Annotated in this window: 15 protein-coding genes; 8 read left to right on the forward strand and 7 right to left on the reverse strand. The window is 58.3% G+C overall.

Annotated features, from left to right (window positions below):
• Positions 1–193 precede the first annotated feature (193 nt).
• The 3 genes from V8J88_RS02125 (at position 194) to V8J88_RS02135 (ending at position 5936) form a co-directional block, all read left to right on the forward strand.
• Positions 194–4123 (forward strand): hypothetical protein, encoded by a 3930-nt coding sequence (locus V8J88_RS02125; protein WP_338847489.1) that lies wholly within the window; start codon positions 194–196, stop codon positions 4121–4123.
• Positions 4120–5076 carry a rhodanese-like domain-containing protein gene (locus V8J88_RS02130; protein ID WP_338847490.1) on the forward strand — a complete coding sequence of 319 codons (957 nt, stop codon included), beginning with the start codon at positions 4120–4122 and terminating at the stop codon, positions 5074–5076. The genes V8J88_RS02125 and V8J88_RS02130 overlap by 4 nt, the downstream gene beginning before the upstream one ends.
• A gap of 98 nt (positions 5077–5174) precedes the next feature.
• Positions 5175–5936 (forward strand): transglutaminase-like domain-containing protein, encoded by a 762-nt coding sequence (locus tag V8J88_RS02135; protein WP_338847491.1) that lies wholly within the window; start codon positions 5175–5177, stop codon positions 5934–5936.
• 180 nt (positions 5937–6116) lie between these two features.
• Here the strand turns inward: V8J88_RS02135 and V8J88_RS02140 are convergent, their stop codons facing one another.
• The 4 genes from V8J88_RS02140 to V8J88_RS02155 form a co-directional block, all read right to left on the reverse strand.
• Positions 6117–7499: a DUF1501 domain-containing protein gene (locus V8J88_RS02140; protein ID WP_338847493.1), complete on the reverse strand. Its 1383-nt coding sequence runs from the start codon at positions 7497–7499 to the stop codon at positions 6117–6119.
• A 13-nt stretch (positions 7500–7512) separates the two neighbouring features.
• A complete protein-coding gene (locus tag V8J88_RS02145; RefSeq protein WP_338847494.1) occupies positions 7513–9726 on the reverse strand; it encodes a DUF1800 domain-containing protein in 2214 nt (737 codons plus the stop codon).
• Between the two features lie 332 nt (positions 9727–10058).
• A complete protein-coding gene (locus V8J88_RS02150; RefSeq protein ID WP_338847495.1) occupies positions 10059–11441 on the reverse strand; it encodes a DUF1501 domain-containing protein in 1383 nt (460 codons plus the stop codon).
• 13 nt (positions 11442–11454) lie between these two features.
• On the reverse strand, positions 11455–13752 hold the full coding sequence (locus V8J88_RS02155; RefSeq protein ID WP_338847497.1) for a DUF1800 domain-containing protein: 2298 nt from the start codon (positions 13750–13752) through the stop codon (positions 11455–11457).
• Positions 13753–14345: 593 nt separating this feature from the next.
• Here V8J88_RS02155 and V8J88_RS02160 point away from each other — a divergent pair.
• Entirely contained in the window at positions 14346–15416 is a 1071-nt protein-coding gene (locus tag V8J88_RS02160; RefSeq protein WP_338847499.1) for a hypothetical protein, read from the forward strand.
• A 160-nt stretch (positions 15417–15576) separates the two neighbouring features.
• Here V8J88_RS02160 and V8J88_RS02165 read toward each other — a convergent pair whose 3' ends face one another.
• The 3 genes from V8J88_RS02165 to V8J88_RS02175 all read right to left on the reverse strand — a co-directional run bounded on the left by V8J88_RS02165 (position 15577) and on the right by V8J88_RS02175 (position 18341).
• Positions 15577–16692 carry a succinylglutamate desuccinylase/aspartoacylase family protein gene (locus V8J88_RS02165; RefSeq protein WP_338847500.1) on the reverse strand — a complete coding sequence of 372 codons (1116 nt, stop codon included), beginning with the start codon at positions 16690–16692 and terminating at the stop codon, positions 15577–15579.
• Between the two features lie 73 nt (positions 16693–16765).
• Positions 16766–17584 (reverse strand): pyrroline-5-carboxylate reductase, encoded by an 819-nt coding sequence (gene proC, locus V8J88_RS02170; RefSeq protein WP_338849984.1) that lies wholly within the window; start codon positions 17582–17584, stop codon positions 16766–16768.
• A gap of 40 nt (positions 17585–17624) precedes the next feature.
• Positions 17625–18341 carry a YggS family pyridoxal phosphate-dependent enzyme gene (locus V8J88_RS02175; RefSeq protein ID WP_338847501.1) on the reverse strand — a complete coding sequence of 239 codons (717 nt, stop codon included), beginning with the start codon at positions 18339–18341 and terminating at the stop codon, positions 17625–17627.
• Positions 18342–18535: 194 nt separating this feature from the next.
• On the opposite strand from V8J88_RS02175, the gene V8J88_RS02180 reads away from it, so the two are divergent.
• The 4 genes from V8J88_RS02180 to ybaL all read left to right on the forward strand — a co-directional run bounded on the left by V8J88_RS02180 (position 18536) and on the right by ybaL (position 23330).
• Positions 18536–19582 (forward strand): type IV pilus twitching motility protein PilT, encoded by a 1047-nt coding sequence (locus V8J88_RS02180; RefSeq protein ID WP_338847502.1) that lies wholly within the window; start codon positions 18536–18538, stop codon positions 19580–19582.
• Between the two features lie 17 nt (positions 19583–19599).
• On the forward strand, positions 19600–20736 hold the full coding sequence (locus tag V8J88_RS02185) for a PilT/PilU family type 4a pilus ATPase (RefSeq protein WP_338847503.1): 1137 nt from the start codon (positions 19600–19602) through the stop codon (positions 20734–20736).
• On the forward strand, positions 20736–21221 hold the full coding sequence (locus tag V8J88_RS02190) for a glutathione peroxidase (protein ID WP_338847504.1): 486 nt from the start codon (positions 20736–20738) through the stop codon (positions 21219–21221). Before V8J88_RS02185 ends, V8J88_RS02190 begins: the two co-directional genes overlap by 1 nt.
• A gap of 417 nt (positions 21222–21638) precedes the next feature.
• On the forward strand, positions 21639–23330 hold the full coding sequence (gene ybaL, locus V8J88_RS02195) for a YbaL family putative K(+) efflux transporter (RefSeq protein ID WP_338847505.1): 1692 nt from the start codon (positions 21639–21641) through the stop codon (positions 23328–23330).
• Positions 23331–23357: the final 27 nt, after the last annotated feature.

The raw sequence follows: 23357 nt of genomic DNA on the forward strand, positions 1-23357 counted from the left end.
CACATGCATTGTCATGATAGAATGAAGACTAATTACAATGAGTATGCATTCTATTTGCTTTCCTTGCTGATGCAGCGCAGGGAGCGCTGTAAGGGCATTGTAATTTCCGCCAATTTTTCCACCACATGCACAGGTGCGCGCCAAGTCAATTTCCTGATAAGTTGGCGCGGTTCTGGTGCAGTCAGGAATCAAGATGAGATTTCCTTCAGAATTCGCAAGTCGATTTTTAAGAGTGCAAGCCTGTGCAGCGTGTTGGTTTTGTCTGTTTGCTATCCTCGGCCTGAATCCTGCCAAGGCGCAGGAAACGGTGTGCGCCAAAGTCAAGATTGAGATCAAGCAGCAGCTAACCCTTGAGCGGCAAGGGTTTGATGCGGAGATGAAGATCAACAATACAACAGATAGCAGCGCAATCGAAAATGTCGGCATCCAAGTTCGCGTGATGGATGAAGCAGGGCAACTGATTCCCGTCACGGATAATCCCAATGATTTGTCTGCAAAATTTTATGTTCGAGTCAGCTCAAAAGTGGATATCGACGACATCGCGGGGCAAGGCAGAATCAGCCCTAAAACCACGGCGCGCATCAACTGGCTCTTAATTCCCGCCCCCGGCGCCGCAGGTCAGTCCCCCTTGGGGAAAAAATACCTGGTCGGCGCCACGCTGCAATACCGTTTCAATGGTGAAACCACCACCTTGAACGTGGACCCGGATGTGATCACGGTCAAACCTTTACCTTTGCTCAGCCTGGATTATTTCCTGCCTGAAAACGTGATGGCGGATGATCCGCTGACGACGGAAATTGAACCGGTGGTTCCCTTCTCGCTCGGCGTGCGCGTCAAGAATGCCGGCTTTGCGGTGGCCAAAAATCTGAAAATCGATTCGGCCCAACCGAAGATCGTTGAAAACAAACAAGGCTTGTTGATCGGCTTTAAATTGACCGGAAGTTCTATCGACGATCAGCCAGCGCAAAACAGTCTGCTGCTTTCTTTTGGCGATATTCCAGCCAACACCAGCAAGAGCGGACGCTGGGTGATGGAAACCACCTTGTCTGGCCGTTTTAGCGAATTCACCGCGAAATATTCGCATGCCGATGAACTGGGCGGTGCGCTGACTTCCTTGATTAAAGATGTCAAAGCGCACCAATTGATAGGCGATGTGCGGGTGGATTTGCCGGGGCGCGATCCGGTGCGCGATTTTTTGGCGCGCGATGGCGATATTTTGCGCGTGTATGAGTCAGAAGGCATGGATAGTGAAGTGACAGATCGCAGCCAAAGCGCGCAATATTTGGCGGATGGCGCGAATGGTTATCGCTTTGTGTTTGCGCCGACTGCCGGCTTTGTGTATGTGAAGGCGCCCGATCCGTTCAATGGCCGTCGCATGCCCGGACGTTTGTTGCGCTCGGATGGTAAACAAATTGCGCCTGACAATATCTGGCTCTCGCAAAGCCGCAATACTGTCACCAAACGAACCGAGTATTGGCTGAATCTGTTTGATGTCAACAGCAGCGGCAGCTATGGCGGTGAGTGGAAGCAGAGCAGTTCTGAGCCGCGTGCGCCAGTGTGGCAATTCATTCCGGATCGCAATGTCAAAGAAGGCAAGCAGATCTCATTCATTGTTGAAGCCTCCAGTCCTGATGGTAAAGCCCTGCAATTGAGCGCTGCGCCTCTGCCACCCGGCGCCAGCTTTGTGCAGCAGCCGCTTGATCCCAATCAAGCGGGTGTTACCCGCGCTATCTTTGATTGGCCCCCGCCGACTGGCAGCCATGGCAATTATCAGATCCATTACAGCGCCACGGATGGAGCATTATCGAGCGTGCGCAGCGCTGGCATTCTGGTGGAAAACGAAACCCCGCCCACCGGCCCGATCATGCCGGTGCTGGACAGCCCTGCGCTGGATGCGCATGTGCCGACGCAAACCCCGGCTTTGGCGGTGCACACTTCGGACAACTCGCAAGACCCCGCTTCCCAGGTGGATTTTGAGTTGTATGCGGATGAGGCATTAAGCCAGCGCATAGGCAACAGCGTGCAGCCGAAAAATACCCAAGGCGCCACCGCATGGACAATCGCCACGCCTTTGAATGACAACACAAAATACTGGTGGCGTGCGCGCAGCTCCGATGGCAAATTGGCCAGTTCCTGGGTGAATGGGCGTTTCTTCGTGAATCTGTTTAATGATGCGCCGGACGCTTTCAATCTGGCCAGCCCGGCGCCAGGCGCAACGGTCAGCAGCGTAACGCCAGTCTTGAGTTGGAATAACAGCAGCGACCGTGATGGCGATGCGATTAGCTACGAAGTCGCGCTGTATCGTGATGCCGGTTTGACGCAACGCGTGGCGTTTGCCAAAGATTTGCCACCGCAAGCCGGCCCGGATTCACAGTGGACGGTGAATACCGCTTTGCAAAACCGCCAGAAATACTGGTGGCATGTGCTGGCGCGTGACAGCCATGGCGCCAGCACGCCGAGTGCGCTGCGGACTTTTACGGTGAATACTGGCAATACGGCGCCAGGCGTGCCGCAGATCGTCAGCCCGGCTGCGGGCAGTCAGTCTGCTGTAAATGCGCTGGCGCTGACGGTGAGCAACGCCAGCGATGCGGATGGAGACAGTCTGCGTTATCAATTTGAGCTGGACGTGTCGCCTGGCTTTAATACCAATGCCAAACAAAGCGCTTTGCTGGATGGCGCAGCGGATGGGCAAACGCGCTGGCAGGTCGCCAATCTGCTGGAAAATCAGCGCTATTGGTGGCGCGTCAAAGCACGCGATGCGGAAAGCGAGTCGGCTTGGGTGAGCGCGGATTTCATGGTGAATGTGGCGAACGATGCGCCGCCGGCCCCTGCTATCGCCAATCCGGGGGATGGCGCCTGGAGCGCGGATTTACAGCCGGTCTTGAGTGCGACTGCGGTGCAAGATCCTGAAGGTGAGCCGGTGCGCTATCAATTTGAAGTATTCGGCGATGCCCGTTTGCAAAATAAAGTGTTGGATGGCGTGAGCGACAATACGGCATGGAAACCGGCCCAGGCGCTGAACGATCACACCACTTACTGGTGGCGTGTGCGTGCGCTGGATGCACATGACGCCGCCAGCGCATGGAGCCAGGCCGCAACCTTGTATCTGAGCAGCTCGCCCTATCAGGCGCCGGGCATCAGTATGCAGAGTCCGGCCGGGCCGAGTTTGCCGCAGCTGCAAAATGGACGCAAGCTCTTGCAAATCCAGTGGGAAGGGACGGATTTGAATATTGAACCAAGCATTGCGCTGTTTTACAGCATGCAGCCGAATACCTATGACGGGGTGCTGATTGTGGATGGTTTGCGCCAAGCCGCCGGGGTGCAACGCGGCAGCTACCAATGGGATGTTACGCAAATGGCGCCCGGCACGTATTACATTTATGCGCAAATCAGCAATACGCGCGGGCGTGGTCAGGCGTATGCCGCCGGGGCATTGGTGATTCCTCCGGCGCAGCCGCACGGCGCTGTGTTAGTCACGCGCACCGGGGCGCCTTATACCAGCGAGGCGGGCGGCAGCGTCAGCTTGTTTGTGCATCTGGCGAATGCGCCTGCGGCAGAAGTTGTGTTGCCGCTGGAATCTTCCAACCGGCGTGAGGGCGTGCCGGCGCTGAATCATTTACGGTTTACGCCACAGAATTGGAATGCCATGCAGATCGTGAATGTGCAAGGGCAGAATGATTGTGCGCCAGACGCCAATCAGGCTTACCAGGTCAGCCTTGGCCCGGCGCAGTCGCTGGATGGCCACTATATGGGTTTGCCAGTGCAAAAATTTGATTTAACCAATCTGGATCAGGGTGATCAAGGCAACACCAGCAACAATCCGGCGATTCATCTGTGTGGTTTGAATTTGCTGAGTGAGAAAAAACTCAGTGATGGCCGCTATGAATACACGCTGAATGTGGAATTAAGTAATAGCGGCGCCGCTTTGCCTGCTCTGGTGGTGGAGCTGAGCACGGTTCCGGCTGGCGTGCAAGTGGTGCAGGGGCGTTTGCAATATGGCGCAATTGGCGCAGGCGACACCGTGAGCACGGCGCAAACGCTGTTGTTGCGTTCCAATACGGCAATCAGCCGTGATGCTTTCCGCCTCGCCAAGGGCTACTTCTGGACGGTGCGTCAGCCATGATGATGCGCGTCCTGATCTTGGTTTTGGCCTCATACTGCATGCAGGCGCAGGCGCAGGCGCAGGCGCAGGCGCAAAGCACGGCTGCGCCTGCTGCCAGCGCTGCCGCACAGACTTTACCTCCTATCCTGCAGCAACTGCCGCGCGCCAGCGGGCAATGCCCGAAAGAACAGGCGGCGCCGGGAGAGTTATTGGCGCCGCAGCGCAAAGCCGATTTGTCTTGCCAATTGAGCGCTGCGGCATTGCAGCGCTTGATGTTGACAGACAGCGCTAAATTATTGCTGGCGGATGTGCGGCAGGAGGCTGAGTATCGGGATTGGCATATCAATAGCGCTTTACATTTATCTGAGCAAGAATTGCTGCGTAAGCCATATTGGCGCAATCACACAGTGGTTTTGTTGGGCAATGGTAAATCCGCGCGGGAATTGTATGAGGTTTGCGCTGCCGTCAAGCAACAGGGCTATGCCAAAGTGCATGTTTTGCATGGCGGCATGCCCTTTTGGCTGATGCATGCCGCCAAGCAAAGTTTGCCTGCGCCTTTTCAGCTGGTGGGACGGGTTCCTGCGGTGGGCGGCATGTTGCGCATCAATGCGGCGGAATTATGGGTGGAGGCGCAGAACCATGACAATCTGGTGTTATATGCGCCAGAGCAAGCAGGTATGGCGCAGGATGTGCCGCAAGCCTTGCCGCTCAAGCAGCTCAGTCCTGCTGCACTCAAGGCTGCGCTGGAAAAGCGGCGCAAAGAAGCGCCACATGCGCCGCCCTTGTCGGCCCTGCTTGTGCTGGCGCCTTCTGGCTTAAGTGATAAGCAGATAGAAGAATTGCAGCAAGCTGCCGCGATGCCGATTTTATTGTATGAGCAGGGCAGGGACGCTTGGCAAGCCAATCTGGTGCGGCAAAAGCAAATCTGGCAGGCCCAGGCGCGTGGTCCCAAGCTGCCCGGTTGCCCGGGGTGAGTCTGATGTTTTCTGCACGCCGCCGTTTTTTGCAACATCTTCCGGCTTGGGCCGCGTTGCTGGCGACGCCGGCGCAATCTGCATCACCAAGCCGGCGCATGCGCCAACTGTTTACCTTGGTTAATCCTTTGCCGCATCCGCTGCAGCAGCAACGCTTGTGGTTGTATGTCCCGGCTGAATGGCCGGGGCAAGCTGAAATGCGTTGGCAAGCTTCTCACCCTGCACATCTGGCGCGCGATGCATGGGGGCATCGCTATCTTCGCTTTGACTTTGCCATGCTCAAACCTATGGCGCGCCAGGTCCTGCAATTGGACTTTGAATTAACATTGGATGCGCGCATCGCGCGCCTTGACGACTTGTCACAGCCAGCGGATTGGCTGCAGGCGGAACCTTTCATTGAATCTGATCACAGCGAATTGCAAGCACGCGCCGCCACTTTACGCAGAAGCAGTGTGGCGGAAACCTTGCAAGCTGATTTTGCCTGGGTCGCGCAGCATATCCAGCCGGGGCCATATCAGGCGCGCGATTTAGGCGCGCTATATGCTTTGCGTCATGGCCAGGGCGATTGCACTGAGTATGCGGATTTGCTGGTGGCGCTGGCGCGTGCGCAAGGAATTCCGGCGCGCATGGTGGGCGGCTGGGTGGTGCGGCATGATGCTGTGTTGCAGGCTGTGGACTACCATAATTGGGCTGAATGTTGGCATGCCGGGCGCTGGCAGGTGCTGGATGCGCAGCGCGGCATCTTGCATGCGGACCCCTTGCAATATCTGGCGTGGCGCTGTCAGCGGGAGGCAAACGCCAATCCGCTTGGCGCTGCGCACCGTTGGCGGATTGAGGGACAGATGCAAGTCGAGGCTTGAGCCGTTGCAGAAGATTCGCAGCTGTGCTTGCATTTCTGATGCAAGACTGCAATCGTTGCTTGAGCGGCGCCGCATCAGCAAAAAAAACGGACGCCAGCCCAAGCCAAGCGTCCGAAAACGCCGCCCACATCACGGGCGGCGGATGCGAAAAATAAGAGACGTCTGCGCGTCTTTGTCCTGTCACTTCATAAAACCCAGATCCTGCAACGCAAAGCGCGACAACTCGCCTTTGAAGACTTGCTGGTCGAGTGTGGCGTTATCCAGACCAAACCATTTGCCCAGGGTGGCGCCATATTGCTGGATCGAAAATTGCGGGATCCAGACCCCGCGCCCGCTGGCGTCGTCCGCCCCGCCCAAGGTGAAATCGGGGAAGCGCCCAAACAGATTGCCGCCGTTGACCGCATCGCCCAAAATCAAATGATGATTGCCCCAGCCGTGGTCGGTGCCGCCGCTGTTGGGCTGGAAGCTGCGCCCGAAGTCGCTCAAGGTGAAGCTGGTGACTTGATTGGCGACACCGATTTCCTGGGTTGCGCGGTAAAACGCCGCCAGCGCGGCAGAGAGTTTCGAGAGGCAATCGAATTGCTGCCAGGATTGCCCGCCATGCGTGTCATAGCCGCCCTGTGCGACAAAATACACTTGCCGTCCCGGCCCTTGCGCGGCGCGGCGCTTGATCAATTGCGCCACGGTTTTCAGTTGGCGCGCCAGGTCTGTGCCGGGAAACACGGTTTGCAGCGCGCCGTTTTGATTCGCCGCCTGCAAATCGGCAATCAAATCAATCCCGTTGGACAGCGCTTTATTGGCCGCATTGTCCAGCACATTGCCATGATCAGCGCGCAGGATTTTCACGAGCGCATTGCGGCGCGCGGCGGCTGCGCTGTCGGGCCAGAAATTCATGCCGTTCATGGATAACTGGCCATCGCTTGGCAATAAATTGCCGTGCGTATTCTGTCCCTCGATGAACAAACCGCCGTTGCTGGTGGCCACTGCATCCAGGTCGCCGCCAGTGCTCAGTAAATCCATCAGGCGGCCGCCCCAGCCGGCCCCGCTGACCGCCGGGCTGCCGGCTTGCATTTGCAATTGCTGATCTGAGTGTGAAAACAATTGCGGCGGCAGATTGCGCCCGGCCTGATAGTCCGCTTTGCTGGTGGGGCGGCTGAGCGAGCCGACATTCAGCAGCGAAGCCAGCTTGCCTTCCGCGAACAGGGCATCCAGCTCAGTCATGCCGTAGTGGAAGGCAAAGGGCTGTTCGACCGGAGTGGCGGTGCTTTGCAGGGTGCAGGTCCGCGTGCCAAGCAGGGTTTTTGCGCTTTGTGACAGACCAATGCTGGAATTGCCGCGCACTTGCTGGTATAGCGCTTGATGCGCAGCATCCAGCGGCAGCAGCATATTATTGCCATCATTGCCGCCGAATAAATACACGCACACCAGCGCTTTGTAATCAGTCACCGCAGCCTGCGCTGCGCCCGGCAATAAACCCATGCTGGCCAGTCCGCCCAGCATGCTGGCGCGCAAACCCAGACCCAGCGCCTGGCGCCGGGCTTGATTGATGTTTTGCTTAGTCATGATCCGGCCCTCCTCATTTGTGCACAGCGAATTCAGCGCTGATCGCAGTCAGATACAGCACAGTCAAGACACGCTCACGCCGGTCAGCAATCGAGAGCAGGGCTTCAAATATGGCGCTGCGCGAGGTGGCCGACATGCGTCCCTGCAGCAATTGCAAATCCACCAGATTGATCAGCGCATTCGGATCCGCCGCCACATTCAGATACGGTTGCAAATCAATGTCGGCCATGGTTTTGTAATTGCCGGCCAACAGCAGATAGATGAAATTGGCGCGCCGCACGGCGATGGCGGGGGCGTAGATTTGAAATTCCGGGCCGTAATATTGCGCATCGCCGGGCAGTTTGGTGAGCGGCGAATAGAAGTTGAAGACCGAGGGCGCATAGCCTAAGCGTTGGCCCATCAGGTAGTAATCCCAGAACAGATTGCTGGGATCGCCCATTTTGGCGCCCATCACCCGCATCAAACCCAGGGTGTGCAACAGCGGATCTTTCAAATGCCCCTGGCTGGCGCCGGGCTGGTCCTGGCGTGCTTCCGGGTCGAACAAGACCGCGCGCAGCGTGGCTTTCAAGTCGCCGCGTGCGCCGCCATTCTCCGCCGTGCCTTGCGCAAAAACGCTGGCCACTCTTTCGATATACGCCGGACTCGGGTTGCTGCTGACAAAGTGACGGATCAAGCGCGTCGCGATAAAGGGCGGCAGATTCGGATGCATGAACAGGTTTTGCATCACGCCCTCATAGTCTTGCTGCACGCTTTGGCCAGCCGGCAGGGTGGCCCCTTGCAACAGGGTTTTCGCGCTCTTGTCGTGATAGCGTTCGCGCGCTTGCAGCGGCGCGTTAAAGCCTTCCCAGTTCAAGCCGCTGGCATTGTTTCCGGGATAGGTCCAGCCGCTCAAGGCGCGTGACACATCGCCGATGCGTGCCTGGTCATAGGTCGGAATCGGCTGGCCGGCGCCATCCAGTTGCAGGCTGCCATCCATGTTCAGCATTTGCGTGCCGATGGTAAACAGCTGCATCACTTCGCGCGCATAGTTTTCATTCGGGTGCGGAATGCGGCTGTTGGCCATGTCCAGATATTTGCCCATGGCCGGGTTGAGCGTCATTTCGCGCAGCAAATCGCCAAAATTGCCGAAGGCGTGACGCGACAGGGTTTGATGCCAGGGGCGCATTTGTTCGGCGCTGTTGTTTTTGTCGGCGGACACCACAAAAATTTGCGAGAGCGCAAAAATCATGCGCTGGCGCAATTGATCTTGCCCCTGCGCCATCGCCAGGTACCAGGTATTGCGCCATACCGAATTGTCATTGGTTTCGGCAATCGGCGAGGCCGGCAGATTCAATTGTTGATTGAACCAGGCTTGTGCGCCGCCCTGTTTCACTGCCGCCAGATCAGCGCTGGTCGGGCCAAAGCTGGCTTGCTCCAAAAAGCGCGCGGCGCTGATCAGCTGCATATCTTTTGCCGGGGCTGGCGTCGGCGTTGGCGTCGGGGTGGGCGTTGGCGTGGGCGTCGGCGTGCCGGGGTCTTCCGGCGGTTTTTTGCCATCCGGACTGACCCAGAATTTGGCGACAGAAGTGGACAGCTGATCGCCCGGATTGAGCAATTTGATTTCATATTTGCCGGCGGCGCCGGCGTTGCCCTTGGCCTGCAATTCGGTCGCCGAGACATAGCTGGTTTCCAGCGCGGCGCCATTCAATAAAACTTTGCTGCCGGGGAAAAAGTTTTTGCCGCTCACCACCAGGGTGTAGGGGCCGGGTTTCACCACTTGCGGACGGACTTTGCTCAGACTGGGTTTGGGCAACACCAGCAACTGGCTGCGGGTGACGCTCAAGGTGCTGCCGTTTTGCTGCAGGCTCATGCGGATTTCAATCGGATTGCGCGCCGGCAGGGCGGCTGTCGGCGCGCTGTATTTGCCGTCGGCGGCAATGCTGCCATTGGCGGCGTCGCCGCCGGGCACGCCGTTAATGCTCCAGATCGGATTGACTGCGGATTTGCCATTGTTGCGGGCGCTGAATTTGCGTGTCTGGCCCAAGGTCAGTGGACTGTCGCTGCCGGTAATCGCCAAGCCTTGGCTGGACATGTTGTCCATGCTGCTGGCGCCCGGATTTTCGATGGCGTGCGCTGCCGGCGTCAGGCAAAGTGCGGCCCCAAGCGCGCAGCTGGCGAGCAAAGCGTGAAAATGTCTGGATAGGAAAAAAGTCGGCCTGGCGTGGCATAGCCGGGGAGTGGAATTCATGGATGACCTCCAATTATTATTGTTTTGAGCGCGCGTGGCGTTCAGTCGTCTTGCACAGTCCGGCATCGCGCCGGACTGTGTTCGCCTGATTGCGTTGACCGGGCGACATGAGGGGGGAAATCTCGAATGTTGCCGAAAATCAATACTGTGCTGGCCACTTGAGCTTAGAGACTGCGACCCTGTTTTGCCAGGGGCAACCGATGAGTGGCGCCTTTCGGTGGATGGACGTTTTGCCCAATTTCGGGCGCTGTGCAAATGCACTGAAATGGTGCGGCAAGGCGGCAAAAAAAAAGCCGCTCTGTGCAGAGCGGCGGTTGTGGCGAGGCTGGAATTTATCCCATAAAGCCCAAATCACGCAGGCTGAAACGGCTTAATTCGCCGCCAAACACATGCGTGTCCAACTGAGCGGTATCAATGCCAAACCATTTGCCTAATGTGGCGCCATATTGCTGAATCGAAAATTGCGGCACCCAGACTCCGCGTCCGGTGGCGTCATCCGGCCCGCCGAGCGTGAAATCGGGAAAGCGGCCATACAATGCCCCGCCAGACACGGCGTCGCCCAGAATCATATGGTGACTGCCCCAGCCGTGATCGGTTCCGCCGCTGTTGGGTTGGAAGCTGCGGCCGAATTCTGACAAAGTGAAGCTGGTGACATTGCTGGCGACCCCGATCTCACGGGTGGCGCGGTAAAACGCCGCCATTGCTACGGATACTTTGCTCAGGCAATCATTTTGTTGCCAGTTTTGTCCGCCATGGGTGTCAAAGCCGGTTTGCGCGACGAAATACACCTGCCGCCCCGGGCCTTGCGCGGCGCGGCGTTTGATCAGCTGCGCCACGGTTTTCAGTTGCCGCCCCAGATCGGAGGACGGAAACACGGTTTGTACCGCATTGTTTTCGCTCGCTGCCTGGATATCGTCAAGTAATTCGACGCCGCTCAGCAAGGCGCGGTTGGCGGCATTCGCCACCAGATTGCCACGCTCGGCGCGCAAGATACGCTGCAGTGCTGCGCGGCGCGCTGCGGCGGCTTCTGTTGGCCAGAAATTAAAACCGGACATGGATAACAGACCGGTGCTGGGTAAAAGGTTGCCGTGATTCGCCACCCCTTCGACAAAAATGCTGCCGTTATAGGTGGTGACGGCATCCAGGTCGCCGCCAACGCCAAAATGGTCGAGCAGGCGCCCACCCCAGCCGCTGCCGCCAACTGTGGGCGAACCGGCTTGCATTTGCAATTGCTGGTCGGAATGGGAAAACAATTGTGGCGGCAGATTGTTGCCGTCCAGGTAATCAGCCTTGCTGGTCGGGCCTTGCAGTGAGCCGGCATTCAAGAGCAGGGCCAGCTTGCCATCGGCAAACAAGGCATCCAATTCCGGCATGGCGGAGTGAAAGGCAAAGCTTTGTTGCACCGGGTTTGCAGTGCTGCGCAGCAGCGCGCTGCGCGTGCCAAGCAAAGTGTTATTGCTCTGTGATAAGGCAATGCTGGTGCTGCCCCGGGTTTGCCGGTACTGCGCTTGATGTGCATCGTCCAATGGCACAATCATGTTATTGCCATCGTTGCCGCCATATAGATAGACGCAGACCAGGGCTTTGTAATCTGATACAGCGGCATGACTGACGCCTGGCAGTAAGCCCATGCCGGCCAGTCCGCTTAAAACCGTGGCCCGTGCTCCCACTCCCATCCAATGCCGGCGCGAAGAATTGATTGCATGTTTGCTCATGTTGCGCTCTCTTTCACAGTTGGACAGAAAACTCTGCGCTGATGGCCGTCAAATACAGTACGGTCAAGACCCGTTCGCGCTTGTCCGCAATTGTCAGCAGTGCTTCAAACAGCGCGCTGCGCACCTCTGCGCTCATGCGGCCTTGCAGCAATTGTTTATCGGCCAGATTGATCAGTGCATTCGGATCGGCGGCCTGATTGATAAAGGGCTGCAGATCGAACAGGACCATGGTTTTATAGTTGCCGCTTAACAGCGAGAAAATAAAGTTGGATCGTTGCACCGCCATGGCCGGCGCATAAATCTGAAATTCAGGCCCATAGAGATGTTGGTTGCCGGGCAGCTTGGTCAGCGGTGAAAAGAAATTAAAGACGCTGGGGGAGTTGCCCAGTTTTTGCCCGCTGAGAAAATAATCCCAGAACAGGTTGGTGGGGTCGAGCACTTTGCCATTCAAGGCGCGCACCAGGCTCAAGGTATGCCGCAGCGGATCTTTCAACTGACCCTGGGTTGCGCCTGGCTGATTTTGCCGCGCTTCCGGATCGAATAAAATCGCCTTGAGTGTGGCAGCCAAATCACCGCGCTGATTGCCATTGGCCGCAGTGCCTTGGGCGAAGACGGTGGCGACGCGCGCAATATACGCCGGACTGGGATTGCTGGTGACGAAGTGGCGGATCAGCCTGGTTGAGATAAAAGGAGCCAGATTGGGGTGATTCAGCAGATTCTCCATGACCGCCTCATAATCCTGCTGCGCAGTTTGGCCGGCAGGCAGCACCACACCTTGCAACAAGGTCTTGGCGCTTTGGTCGTGATAGCGCTCACGCGGCGTCAGCGGACCGCTGAAATTCTCCGGATTCAAACGCGTATCACTGGCGCCCTGATAAGTCCAGCCGCTCAGAGCGCGGGAAAAATCGCCGATTCGCGACTGATCATAGCTGCGAATGGGCTGGCCCGAACCATCCAGTTGCAGACTGCCATCCATATTCAGCATGTGCATGCCGATGGTAAATAGTTGCATCACTTCGCGTGCATAGTTTTCATTCGGGCGCGGTGCTGCGCTATTGGCCATATCCAAATATTTGCCCATGGCCGGGTTGAGCGTCATTTCCCGCAGCAGATTGCCAAAATTGCCAAAGGCATGGCGTGACAGCGTTTGCAGCCAGGGGCGGATCTCTTCAGCCGCGTTGTTTTTATCTGCGGAAACCACAAAAATTTGAGACAGTGCAAAGATCATGCGCTGGCGCAACTGGTCATCGCCCGATGCCATCGCAAACAGCCACCGATTTCGCAGTATGTTCAGATCCATGCTTTCGGAAATCGGCGAAGGCGGCAGCGCCAGTTGTTGCTCAAACCAGGTCTGCGCGCCAAATTGCCGCACCTGCGCCAGATCGCTGGCGGTCGGGCCGAAGCTGGCTTGCTCTAAAAAGCGCGCGGCGTGGATCAGTTGCGCATCCTGCGCCGGGGCCGGGGTTTGGGTTGGCGTCGGCAGCGGCGTCGGGGTCGGCGTCGAGCCATCAGCCGGGCTGCGCCCATCTGCCGTGACAAACACCTTGGTCAGCGGCGGCGAACGCTGATCACCCTGATTCACCAGCATCAATTCCAGTGTGCCCAATTGATTAATGCTGCCATTCACGCGCAGCTCGGTGGCGGAAACATAGGTCGCTTGCGCCAGCTGTCCGTTGACGATGGCCTTGATGCCGGGGTAAAAATTATTCCCGGTCACCGTCAGTGTATAAGGGCCGGGCATCACGGCGCGTGGCGAGATATTCCACAAGCCTGGTTTGGGCAATTGCACCAATTGGCTGCGCGCCACCGAAATGGTGTTGCCATCGAGCGTGAGGCTCAAGCGGATTTCAATCGGGTTACGCGGCGGCAGGCCACTGCTGGGGGCGGTGTATTGTCCCTCCGCTGTGATGATGCCGTTGGCTGCATTGCCGCCAACCACGCCATTGATAGTCCAGACCGGATTGGGCAGCATTTTGCCGTTAAAACGCGCGCTGTATCCGCGTGATTGGTTCAGCGTAAGCGGGCTGTCGCCGCCGACAATCGCCAGACCGTTTGCGTCCGGCGTCATTGGCGAAGACTCAGACGGCATGCTTGGCACAGGCGTGGGCAGCGGCGTCGGAGTGGGCAGCGGGGTGGGGGCCGGGGTTGCCTGACCGGGGGTCGGGCGCGCCGCGCGCGCAGCTTCAGCTTGCGGCAGCGATAAGCAGATGGCGGCGCCAACCAGACAGACAGAAAACCAGACCGGCATGTGGCGCTTCAGGCTTAGCGCAGCCGCGCCAGTCCTGGGCGACGCGGAAGATGGCTTGAGCATGGGTGAACTCCTGTTGTTCTTACAGAGAACCAAAACCCGCTGCATATTGTGCGCGTTCTGCGGTGTTTCGGGAATCTCTTTTTTGCTTTTTGCCGGCGTCAATCCGGCGGTATTGAGTCGGTGGGCGCGCCTGCCTGGGGCGGGTCTGCCGTGTGGACTATCATGTCAAAAAAGTTGCCCTAAATCAATATTGTTTCAGCATGTGGAGAGTAGAGAGATCCGCCTGTCTGCGCCAGTTTCAGCCGATGAATGGCGTAATCCGGCTGATGGACTGCCGCTGCCGGCAGGCGACTGCAGGCTGGCGCAAACGGGTGGGGAAGGGGTGAGAAACTCAGGGAAGTGCAAATTGTACAAGATTTTGCATTTTTTGAAATTTTAACTGCAAGGCTGGATATGCTACCGCCTGGATGGCGTAACTCCCGCCTGGCGGATGGTAAAGCTACCCTACAATTCGTGCCACCAAAAAGAAGAAAAGCAGATACAATACTGCCAGTCTGTTGTTGGGAAGGCGGCGCACATCCCGGAATTGTGTGTTTTGGCCGTTTTTCCCCGATTTTCATGCTGTGGAATGCCAGGAAACGTCCAAATCGAACATGAGCAAACAGAAATATCCGGCGCAAGCATCATTCTTATTTCGTCATAAAGCAATCCAAAAAGTCTGTCACCAGATTTTGCAGCAAAACCGGAACCTGGCCTTGCTGCAGGCGGCTTGCGCAGCTGCCGCCTGGCAGGCGCAACAGGAATTGTGGCCTTTGTGTGGGCAACGCGACGCTTTGCGTGTGCAATTGGCGCAGGCGCTGGATGCGCAAGCCGACGCCGGCCATGAGCGCAAACCGGAACGCGCCAATCTTTACCAATTCACCCATGATTTGCTGGATGTGCATTGCACCGGCCTGGCGCAGGACGGGCGTGCGCAATTGCGGCACTTGTGGCCGGCGTATTTCGGCGCAGATTGGCCGCAACATCCATCTTGTTTATCCGGGCGCGAGCAGGCGGACACCGCTGCGGCTTGCCGCCGCTGGCTGGCGGCGCACCCGGACTGGCATCGTGTGTGCCCGCCATTTATTCAATTGCTTGAGGCGGTTGCGCATGAGCGCGGCTATGCGGCGCGCCCTGATACGCACGAACATGCTGAAGCTGCGCTGATGAAAGCCGCGCGTGATAGCGTGCAGGAGCAAAAATGGCCGGAACGGCAAAGCCAGGCCCTGGCCGGTTTGCACAATCTGCAGCAAGACTTGCTCGGATATTTACAGCGCAGCGGCGCGCCGCAGCTGGCCGTGCAAGCTTTGCAAGCCTGCGCCGGCGATGCGCTGGCGACTGCCGACTGGTGTGAGCAGCAAAGCGCAGCGCTGGCCGGCTGGCAATGGTCGGGCGCCAATCTGCATCAATTGCAAGCCGCGCTGGCGGCGCAAGCAGAACAAAGCCTGCGCGCCAGCGCGGCGCTATTGCATGCATGGTGGTGGCTGTTTGCGCGCCGGATCGATGCGCGCGCACAGATTTGCACCGGGGCGCAGCAACTCTCGCATCAATTACAGGATTTATTGCAACAGGTGCGCAGCGAATGCGCCACCATGCAGCGCGCACTGACGCTGTTGCCGCAACCGGAGCAGCGCAATCCCTGGCTGGAACGGGCGATTTACGGCGAGGCCCAGTTCCAGCATTGAATGTCGCTTGAGTTAAAAATACCGGGGCGCTGCATGTGGTGAAATCGGCGTAGTGCTTGTATGCGCCAGCGGCGCCGGATTCTGGCAAAAAACGCAGGCGGGCTTGCGCAAGTGATAAGCCGGCCTGCGGCTGCGCAGCAAGCGATATCAGGCAATCCCGTTACGCCGACAACAAATCGCCTGCGCGGCGCGCTTCCTGACCGGCGATGCGCGCGATTTCCATGCCGCGCAGCGCATAGCGTTGCGCCGTGCGCGCATACAGCAAACCGGCGATGCTGGCGCGCACCGGGCTGCGCACGCCGTGCACCGGATCGACGATTTCCGCCACCAGTTGCCCTGGCTGCACCATCTGCCCAACTTCAGCGTCAAACACAATCACCCCCGGCGTGGCGGCGTGCAGCGGCTCGACCCCGGCCAGCGGCGTCACCGCATAGTGCGCCGGCGGCAGCGGCGGCGCAGCGCCGAGTAAGATGCCTTCGCTTTGCAAAAAGGCGCAAATCGCCGCCGCATCTTGCGCCGCCAGCTCATCGCTGACATCGGTTTGCCCGCGCAACTCCAGCGTCAGGGCATGGCAGGCTTGCGGCAGCGGGCGGCCCAGCAATTGCGCCAGTTCCGGCCACAGGCGGCTGCAGGATTCATCAAACGGCTCGCCGCCGGACACCTGCGCCGTCAACACCGCGCGAGCGCCGCTGTAGGCGAACAGGGCGGCAAACGCTTGCGCTGATTGCGGACTGGTGTAGGCGTGCATCACGGCCTGGCAATCGCAGTGCAAATCCAGCACCAGATCGGCATCGATGGCCAGCGCCAGCAGGATGTGCTTAAGCTGGCTGGCGGCGTTCTGGCGCGTGCCCTGCAGCAGTAATTCGCGCGCCTGGCGGCGCAGCAGGCGCAGCAGCGCAGCCTCATCCGCCGGCAGCTCCTGCCCTTCCAGACTGGCCGCGACTTCCTGCGCCAGCAGCGGAAATTGGCGGTTGAAATTGATCCCGTTATCAAATTGAAAACGGCCAAACGGCTGGCCGTGCAGGCTTTGCGCCAATCCAAGCGGATTGGCCAGCGCCACCAACACAATTTCGCCGCAGATCTGCGCTTGCTGTTCGGCCTCTTGCAAGCGGCGCCGCAAATGGTCGGCGGTCAGCAGGCCGGGCAGCTCGTCGGCGTGCAAGCCGGCCTGGATATACACTTTGCGCGCGGCGCCGGCCGGGCCGAAATGCAGACTCAACACATGGTGTTCCGCTTGCAAGCTGTCGGCAGGCAGGGAGTGGCGTTCAATTCTCATGACGGGCGGCGGAAAATGGAAAATCGCATTATCGCATTATCGCATTGACGCGGCAGCAGCAGGGGGCGTGTGCTTATGCGCGCCCAAACTCATCGCCCAGCTCGCAGGCGCGCACATATGCGCTGCGGATCGCATGCACAATAATGGTCTTGGTTTGCGCATGTTCCATCGCCGTCAGCGCGGCTTGCGTGGTGCCGCCCTTGGAGGTGACTTTTTCACGTAAAGCCGCTACCGGTTCGGGCGATTGCGCCGCCAATTCCGCTGCGCCGCTGAAGGTGGCCAGCGCCAATTGGCGCCCCTGTTCTTCACTCAGGCCGAGCAACTGGGCGGCGGATTGCATGGCTTCGATGAAATAAAACACATATGCCGGGCCGCTGCCAGACAGGGCGGTGACGGCGTCCAATTGCTCTTCGTGCTCCAGCCACAGGGTGGCGCCAACGGCGGATAAAACCTGCTGCGCCAGCTGTTTTTGTTGCGCCGTCACATCCGGCCAGGCTGTCATGCCGCTCATGCCGCGCCCGATCAGGGCCGGCGTATTTGGCATGCAGCGCACCAGCGCGCCATAACCGCCCAGCCAGCGTTGCAAATCCACGCCCCGGATGCCGGCGGCGATTGAGATAATCAGCGGCCCGTGCTGAGGCAACAGCGGGGCCAATTGCAAAGCGATCTGGCGCATTTGCTGCGGCTTGACCGCCAGCACCAGCACATCCATTTCCATCAAACTGCGGTTGATTTCCTGCGCCGTGCTGGCCCCGGGATAGTCATGCGCATATTGCGCCAATTGGGCGGGATTGATATCCACCACATGCAGCCGCCCCAGCATGCCGCTGCGCGCCACCCCGGCGATCAAGGCCGAGGCCATATTTCCGCCGCCGATAAATCCCAGATTCACTGTTTGCATGCACTTTCCCCCTTGTGATGTATTGTTTGATTTAAGCTGGATAATGACGCTTGCCGAAGATCGCGCTGCCGATGCGCACCAGATTGGCGCCTTGCGCGACGGCGTCCTCCAGATCATCCGACATGCCCATTGAGAGCGTATCGAAGGCGGCAAATGCTGGCTGTGCGCCATATTCTGCGCGCAGCTGTTCAAACAGTGCGCGCATTTGCGCAAAAGGCGCGCGGCGCACTTCTGGCGCGGCCTCCGGGGCTGGCGCGGGAATCGCCATCAAACCGCGCAAACGCAGCTGCGGCAAGCCGGCCACCGCCGCCGCCAGCGCCGGCAGATCCGCCGGCGCAATCCCGCTTTTGCTGGCTTCGCCGCTGATATTGACTTGCAGACAGATATTTAAAGGCGGCAAATCGGACGGGCGCTGCGCTGACAAGCGTTCAGCGATTTTTAAGCGGTCCACCGTATGCACCCAGGCGAAATGCTCCGCCGCAGGCCGTGTCTTATTGCTTTGCAAAGGGCCGATAAAATGCCACTCCAGCGGTAAATCCTGTAACAGCGCCTGCTTTTCCAGCGCTTCCTGCAAATAATTTTCGCCAAAGGCGATTTGCCCGGCCTCATACGCCATGCGCACAGCGGCGGCGTCAAAGGTTTTTGAGACAGCCAGCAGGCGCACGCTCTCAGGCGGACGGCCGGCAGCGCTGGCGGCAGCGGAAATCCGCTCGTGCACAGCTTGCAAGTTTTGGCGAATTGCGAACATAATCAGCAACCATGGTGAGGAAGAGACAAAACCCGGAATCGACGCCACAGCAAAAAACCGTTTTGCGCTTCGGGGGCGGAGATTCTGCAGTGCAATATTCTAGCGGCACAACACAGGATTGTCCGGTTTTGACGCCTCACCCGGATGCCGGCATGCCCGCCGGCCCGGCCATACTCACAGCACAGGGATAATACATGGACATTTCCGAACTGTTAGCTTTCTCTGTCAAGAACAAAGCTTCCGACTTACACCTTTCCGCCGGCCTGCCGCCGATGATCCGCGTGCACGGCGACGTGCGCCGCATCAACCTGCCCCCGCTTGAGCACAAAGACGTGCATGGCATGGTGTATGACATCATGAACGACGCCCAGCGCAAAACCTATGAGGAAATGCTGGAAATCGACTTTTCTTTTGCGATTCCCGGCCTGGCGCGTTTCCGTGTCAATGCTTTTAACCAGGATCGCGGCGCGGCCGCCGTGCTGCGTACCATTCCTTCCAAGATCCTGTCCCTGGAAGATTTGAAATGCCCGAAAATTTTCGCCGAGCTGGCTTTGAAGCCGCGCGGCCTGGTGCTGGTCACCGGCCCCACCGGCTCGGGCAAATCGACCACGCTGGCGGCCATGATCAACCATTTGAATGAAAATGAATACGCGCACATTCTGACCATCGAAGACCCGATTGAATTTGTGCACGACTCGAAAAAATGTCTGATCAACCAGCGCGAAGTCGGCCCGCACACTCTGTCGTTCGCCGCCGCCCTGCGCTCCGCGCTGCGTGAAGATCCGGATGCGATTCTGGTGGGCGAGTTGCGTGATCTGGAAACCATCCGCCTGGCCATGACCGCAGCTGAAACCGGTCACTTGGTGTTCGGCACCCTGCACACCTCATCCGCTGCGAAAACGATTGACCGTATCATCGACGTCTTCCCCGGCGAAGAAAAAGAAATGATTCGCGCCATGTTGTCGGAATCGCTGCAGGCGGTGATTTCGCAAACCCTGCTCAAAACCAAGGACGGTTCGGGCCGTGTGGCGGCGCATGAAATCATGTTGGGCACCCCGGCAATCCGCAATCTGATCCGCGAAGCCAAAGTGGCGCAGATGTATTCCGCGATTCAAACCGGCTCGAATGTCGGCATGCAAACCCTGGATGCCAATCTGGCCGATCTGGTCAAGCGCAATATCATTTCCAATTCGACAGCGCGCTTTGCCGCCAAATCGCCGGAAAACTTCCCCGGCGCATGATGTAAAGGTAAGAAAACATGGAACGCGATCAAGCCACCCGCTTTATGTTCGACCTGCTGCGCCTGATGGTCAGCAAGAATGGTTCGGACTTATTTTTAACCTCCGGCTTCCCGCCGGCCATCAAGATCGACGGCAAAATGACGCCGGTCTCCAATCAGGCCCTGACGGCGACCCACACCACCGAGTTGGCGCGCGCGATCATGAACGACAAACAGGCCGCCACCTTCGAGCTGAGCAAGGAATGCAACTTCGCCATCAGCCCGGGCGATCTGGGGCGCTTCCGCGTTTCGGCCTTTGTGCAGCTGGGTTGCGTTGGCATGGTGGTGCGCACCATCACCACCACCATCCCGAAAATCGAAGACCTCGGTTTGCCGCCGGTATTGCGCGATGTGGTGATGAGCAAGCGCGGCCTGGTGATCATGGTCGGCGCCACCGGCTCCGGTAAATCCACCACGCTGGCGGCGATGCTGGGCTATCGCAATGAAAACAGCTATGGCCACATCATCACGATTGAAGATCCGGTGGAATATGTGCACCCGCATAAAAACTGCATCGTCACGCAGCGCGAAGTCGGGGTCGATACCGATTCCTGGGAAGCAGCGCTGAAAAACTCGCTGCGGCAAGCGCCGGACGTGATCCAGATCGGCGAAATCCGCGACCGCGAGACCATGGACCATGCGATCGCCTTCGCCGAAACCGGCCACCTGTGTTTGGCCACCCTGCACGCGAACAGCTCAAACCAGGCGCTTGACCGCATCATCAACTTCTTCCCGGAAGAGCGGCGCCAGCAATTATTAATGGACTTGTCGCTCAATCTGCGCGCCATGATTTCGCAGCGCCTGATTCCGCGCCGCGACACCAAGGGACGTTGCGCGGCGATTGAAATCATGCTGAATTCACCTTTCATTTCCGATTTGATTTTCAAGGGTGCGGTGCATGAAATCAAAGAAGTCATGAAAAAATCACGCGAACTGGGCATGCAAACCTTTGACCAGTCGCTGTTTGATCTGTTTGAAGCTGACATGATCACTTACGAAGACGCCCTGCGCAACGCCGATTCTCTGAACGACTTGCGTCTGGCGATCAAACTCAAGGGCAAGGCCGCCAAACAGCGCGACTTGTCCGCCGGCACTGAACATTTGGGGATTGTCTGATGGCTACCGTACACGATTTTGAAGTCAATTTTCTGCAAGGCAAGGCAGCCCAGCTGTCTGCCTACAAGGGCAAAGTGCTGCTGATTGTCAACACCGCCAGCGAATGCGGCTTCACCCCGCAATACAAGGGGCTGGAAGCCCTGTTCCAACAATATCAGGACAAGGGCCTGGTGGTGTTGGGCTTTCCCTGCAACCAGTTTGGCGGGCAGGAACCGGGCGATGCGCTGCAAATCGGCGCATTTTGTGAGAAAAATTATGGCGTCACCTTTCCGCTGTCGGAAAAAGTGGATGTCAACGGCGACGGCGCGCACCCCCTGTTCGTGCACTTGAAAGAAGCCGCGCCCGGCCTGTTGGGCAGCAAAGCCATCAAATGGAATTTCACCAAATTCTTAGTCGGCAAAGATGGCCGCGTGCGCGAGCGCTTCGCCCCCACCACCAAGCCGGAAGAACTGGTAAAAGATATCGAAAAATTGCTGGCGGAGTAAGTCTTTGCGCATGCCCCGGTCATGCGCAATTTCACATGCCGCCGCAGCCCGGGGGGGCGACTCGCGCGCCCCTCAATCTGCGCGTGTTGGGGCGCCGCGCACCAATGCTCTGTGTCACGGGCCACAAGCGGGGAGATGGCGCCGGCCTGAAGCCGGATTGGCGCCGCCACATCCAGCCCGGCGAAAACCAAGCGCGCTGCGCGCAATATGATCAGACATCGGCGATACTGATCCACTCACTCAAATGTAACTTTTACCATACTCTCAGCGCGCTCCTTTTATTCTTATGAGGCGCTGCGGTAAAATTCCTGCTTAGCTTCCAGCCTGTCCCAAACACAAACCGCACCGGCGTCTGCGGCTCTTAAAGGATTTCTATGAGCAAGGCTGTCCAGCGCAACTATGCAAGAAAGGCGCGATATGCTGCATAACACACCCTTGATCACCACTATTGCCAGCGCACTCGGGCTGGGCTTGGTGTTTGGTTTTGCCGCCACACGCCTGAAGTTGCCGGCCTTGGTCGGTTATTTGCTGGCCGGAGTCTTGATCGGCCCATTCACGCCAGGTTTCGTCGCCGATACCGCGCTGGCCGCCGAGCTTGCCGAAATCGGTGTGATGTTGCTGATGTTTGGCGTCGGCTTGCATTTTTCTTTGGATGATTTGCTGAAAGTGCGGCGTATCGCCTTGCCCGGCGCGGTATTGCAAATTGTGGTCGCCACCGGACTTGGCGCCGCCGCCGCATTGTATTGGGGCTGGCCGATCGGGGCCGCGCTGGTGTTCGGGCTTGCGCTCTCAGTCGCCAGTACGGTGGTGCTGTTGCGGGCCTTGGAGGCATGCGGCGCCCTGGAGTCGATGAATGGACGGATTGCAGTCGGCTGGCTGATTGTGGAAGACTTGGCGATGGTCTTGGTGCTGGTGCTGTTGCCGCCTTTGGCCGGCATCCTGGGCGGCGTGGCGCCGGCGGGCAGCGGCGATATCTGGCAAACCCTGGGGCTTACCCTGTTGAAAGTGGCGGCATTTATTCTCTTGATGCTGCTGGTCGGGCGGCGTGTTTTTCCGCATTTATTGTGGCAGGTGGCGCGCACCGGCTCGCGTGAACTGTTCACTTTGTGCGTGTTGGCGGCGGCAGTCAGCATTGCGTACATTTCCACCGTCTTTTTCGGCGTCTCGTTTGCGCTCGGCGCTTTTTTTGCCGGCATGGTGATGCGCGAATCAGAATTCAGCCACCGCGCCGCCGAAGAGTCTTTGCCGCTGCGGGAGGCGTTTGCGGTCTTGTTTTTCGTCTCGGTCGGCATGTTGTTCAATCCCATGGTGCTGTTGGAGCGCCCTTTGCAAGTCTTGCTGGTTGTTGGCATCATCATCATTGGCAAATCGCTGGCGGCGGCAATCCTGGTGCTGGCCTTCCGTTATCCTTTGAATACCGCGCTGATGGTGTCGGCCAGTTTGGCGCAGATCGGCGAATTTTCCTTCATTCTGGCCGGGCTTGGCGTGAGTTTGAAATTATTGCCGCCTGAGGGACAGAGTCTGATTTTAGCCGGGGCGCTGATTTCAATCGCCATCAATCCCTTGCTGTTCGCATCGATCAAACACATGCAAAACTGGCTGGGCGCGCACAGCAATCTGGCGCGCATGCTGGAACGCTCCGCCGATCCGCTGGCGGAATTGCCCAGCAGCACGCATGAGCGTTATTTAGCGGGACAGATTGTGCTGGTCGGTTATGGCCGCGTTGGCCGCCGCATCGCCGCCGCGCTGGACGCGCAACATATTCCCTACGTGGTGGCGGAGCAAAACCGTGAAGTGGTGGAAGCGTTGCGCGACAAAGCTCAGGCTGCAGTATGCGGCGACGCCGCCGACCCTGCAGTATTGATCCAGGCGCACATTGCGCGCGCCAGCATGCTGGTGATCGCCACGCCTGACACCATTGACGTGCGGCAAATGATACAAACCGCACGCACCCTCAACCCCGGGATAGAAACCGTGGTGCGCACCCATAATGATGAAGAGGCGGCATTTTTGGAAAAAGAAACCGCAGATAAAGTGTTTATCGGCGAAGACGCCTTAGCCACCGAGATGAGCCGGCATGTGTTGAGCCGTTATGGCAAGCAGAAATAAGGGCGGGCAGAATGTGGTGAGTATGAT

Source organism: Massilia sp. W12 (assembly GCF_037300705.1).
Taxonomy (GTDB): domain Bacteria; phylum Pseudomonadota; class Gammaproteobacteria; order Burkholderiales; family Burkholderiaceae_D; genus JACPVY01.

Excerpts from the sequence above, each read along its gene's own strand:
- V8J88_RS02180 (WP_338847502.1), top strand. The coding sequence starts at position 18,536 with ATGGACATTTCCGAACTGTTAGCTTTCTCTGTCAAGAACAAAGCTTCC.
- V8J88_RS02155 (WP_338847497.1), bottom strand. The coding sequence starts at position 13,752 with ATGCTCAAGCCATCTTCCGCGTCGCCCAGGACTGGCGCGGCTGCGCTA.
- V8J88_RS02130 (WP_338847490.1), top strand. The coding sequence starts at position 4,120 with ATGATGATGCGCGTCCTGATCTTGGTTTTGGCCTCATACTGCATGCAG.
- V8J88_RS02140 (WP_338847493.1), bottom strand. The coding sequence starts at position 7,499 with ATGACTAAGCAAAACATCAATCAAGCCCGGCGCCAGGCGCTGGGTCTG.
- V8J88_RS02125 (WP_338847489.1), top strand. The coding sequence starts at position 194 with ATGAGATTTCCTTCAGAATTCGCAAGTCGATTTTTAAGAGTGCAAGCC.
- V8J88_RS02190 (WP_338847504.1), top strand. The coding sequence starts at position 20,736 with ATGGCTACCGTACACGATTTTGAAGTCAATTTTCTGCAAGGCAAGGCA.
- V8J88_RS02150 (WP_338847495.1), bottom strand. The coding sequence starts at position 11,441 with ATGAGCAAACATGCAATCAATTCTTCGCGCCGGCATTGGATGGGAGTG.
- V8J88_RS02165 (WP_338847500.1), bottom strand. The coding sequence starts at position 16,692 with ATGAGAATTGAACGCCACTCCCTGCCTGCCGACAGCTTGCAAGCGGAA.
- V8J88_RS02145 (WP_338847494.1), bottom strand. The coding sequence starts at position 9,726 with ATGAATTCCACTCCCCGGCTATGCCACGCCAGGCCGACTTTTTTCCTA.
- V8J88_RS02160 (WP_338847499.1), top strand. The coding sequence starts at position 14,346 with ATGAGCAAACAGAAATATCCGGCGCAAGCATCATTCTTATTTCGTCAT.
- V8J88_RS02185 (WP_338847503.1), top strand. The coding sequence starts at position 19,600 with ATGGAACGCGATCAAGCCACCCGCTTTATGTTCGACCTGCTGCGCCTG.
- ybaL (WP_338847505.1), top strand. The coding sequence starts at position 21,639 with ATGCTGCATAACACACCCTTGATCACCACTATTGCCAGCGCACTCGGG.
- V8J88_RS02135 (WP_338847491.1), top strand. The coding sequence starts at position 5,175 with ATGCGCCAACTGTTTACCTTGGTTAATCCTTTGCCGCATCCGCTGCAG.
- V8J88_RS02175 (WP_338847501.1), bottom strand. The coding sequence starts at position 18,341 with ATGTTCGCAATTCGCCAAAACTTGCAAGCTGTGCACGAGCGGATTTCC.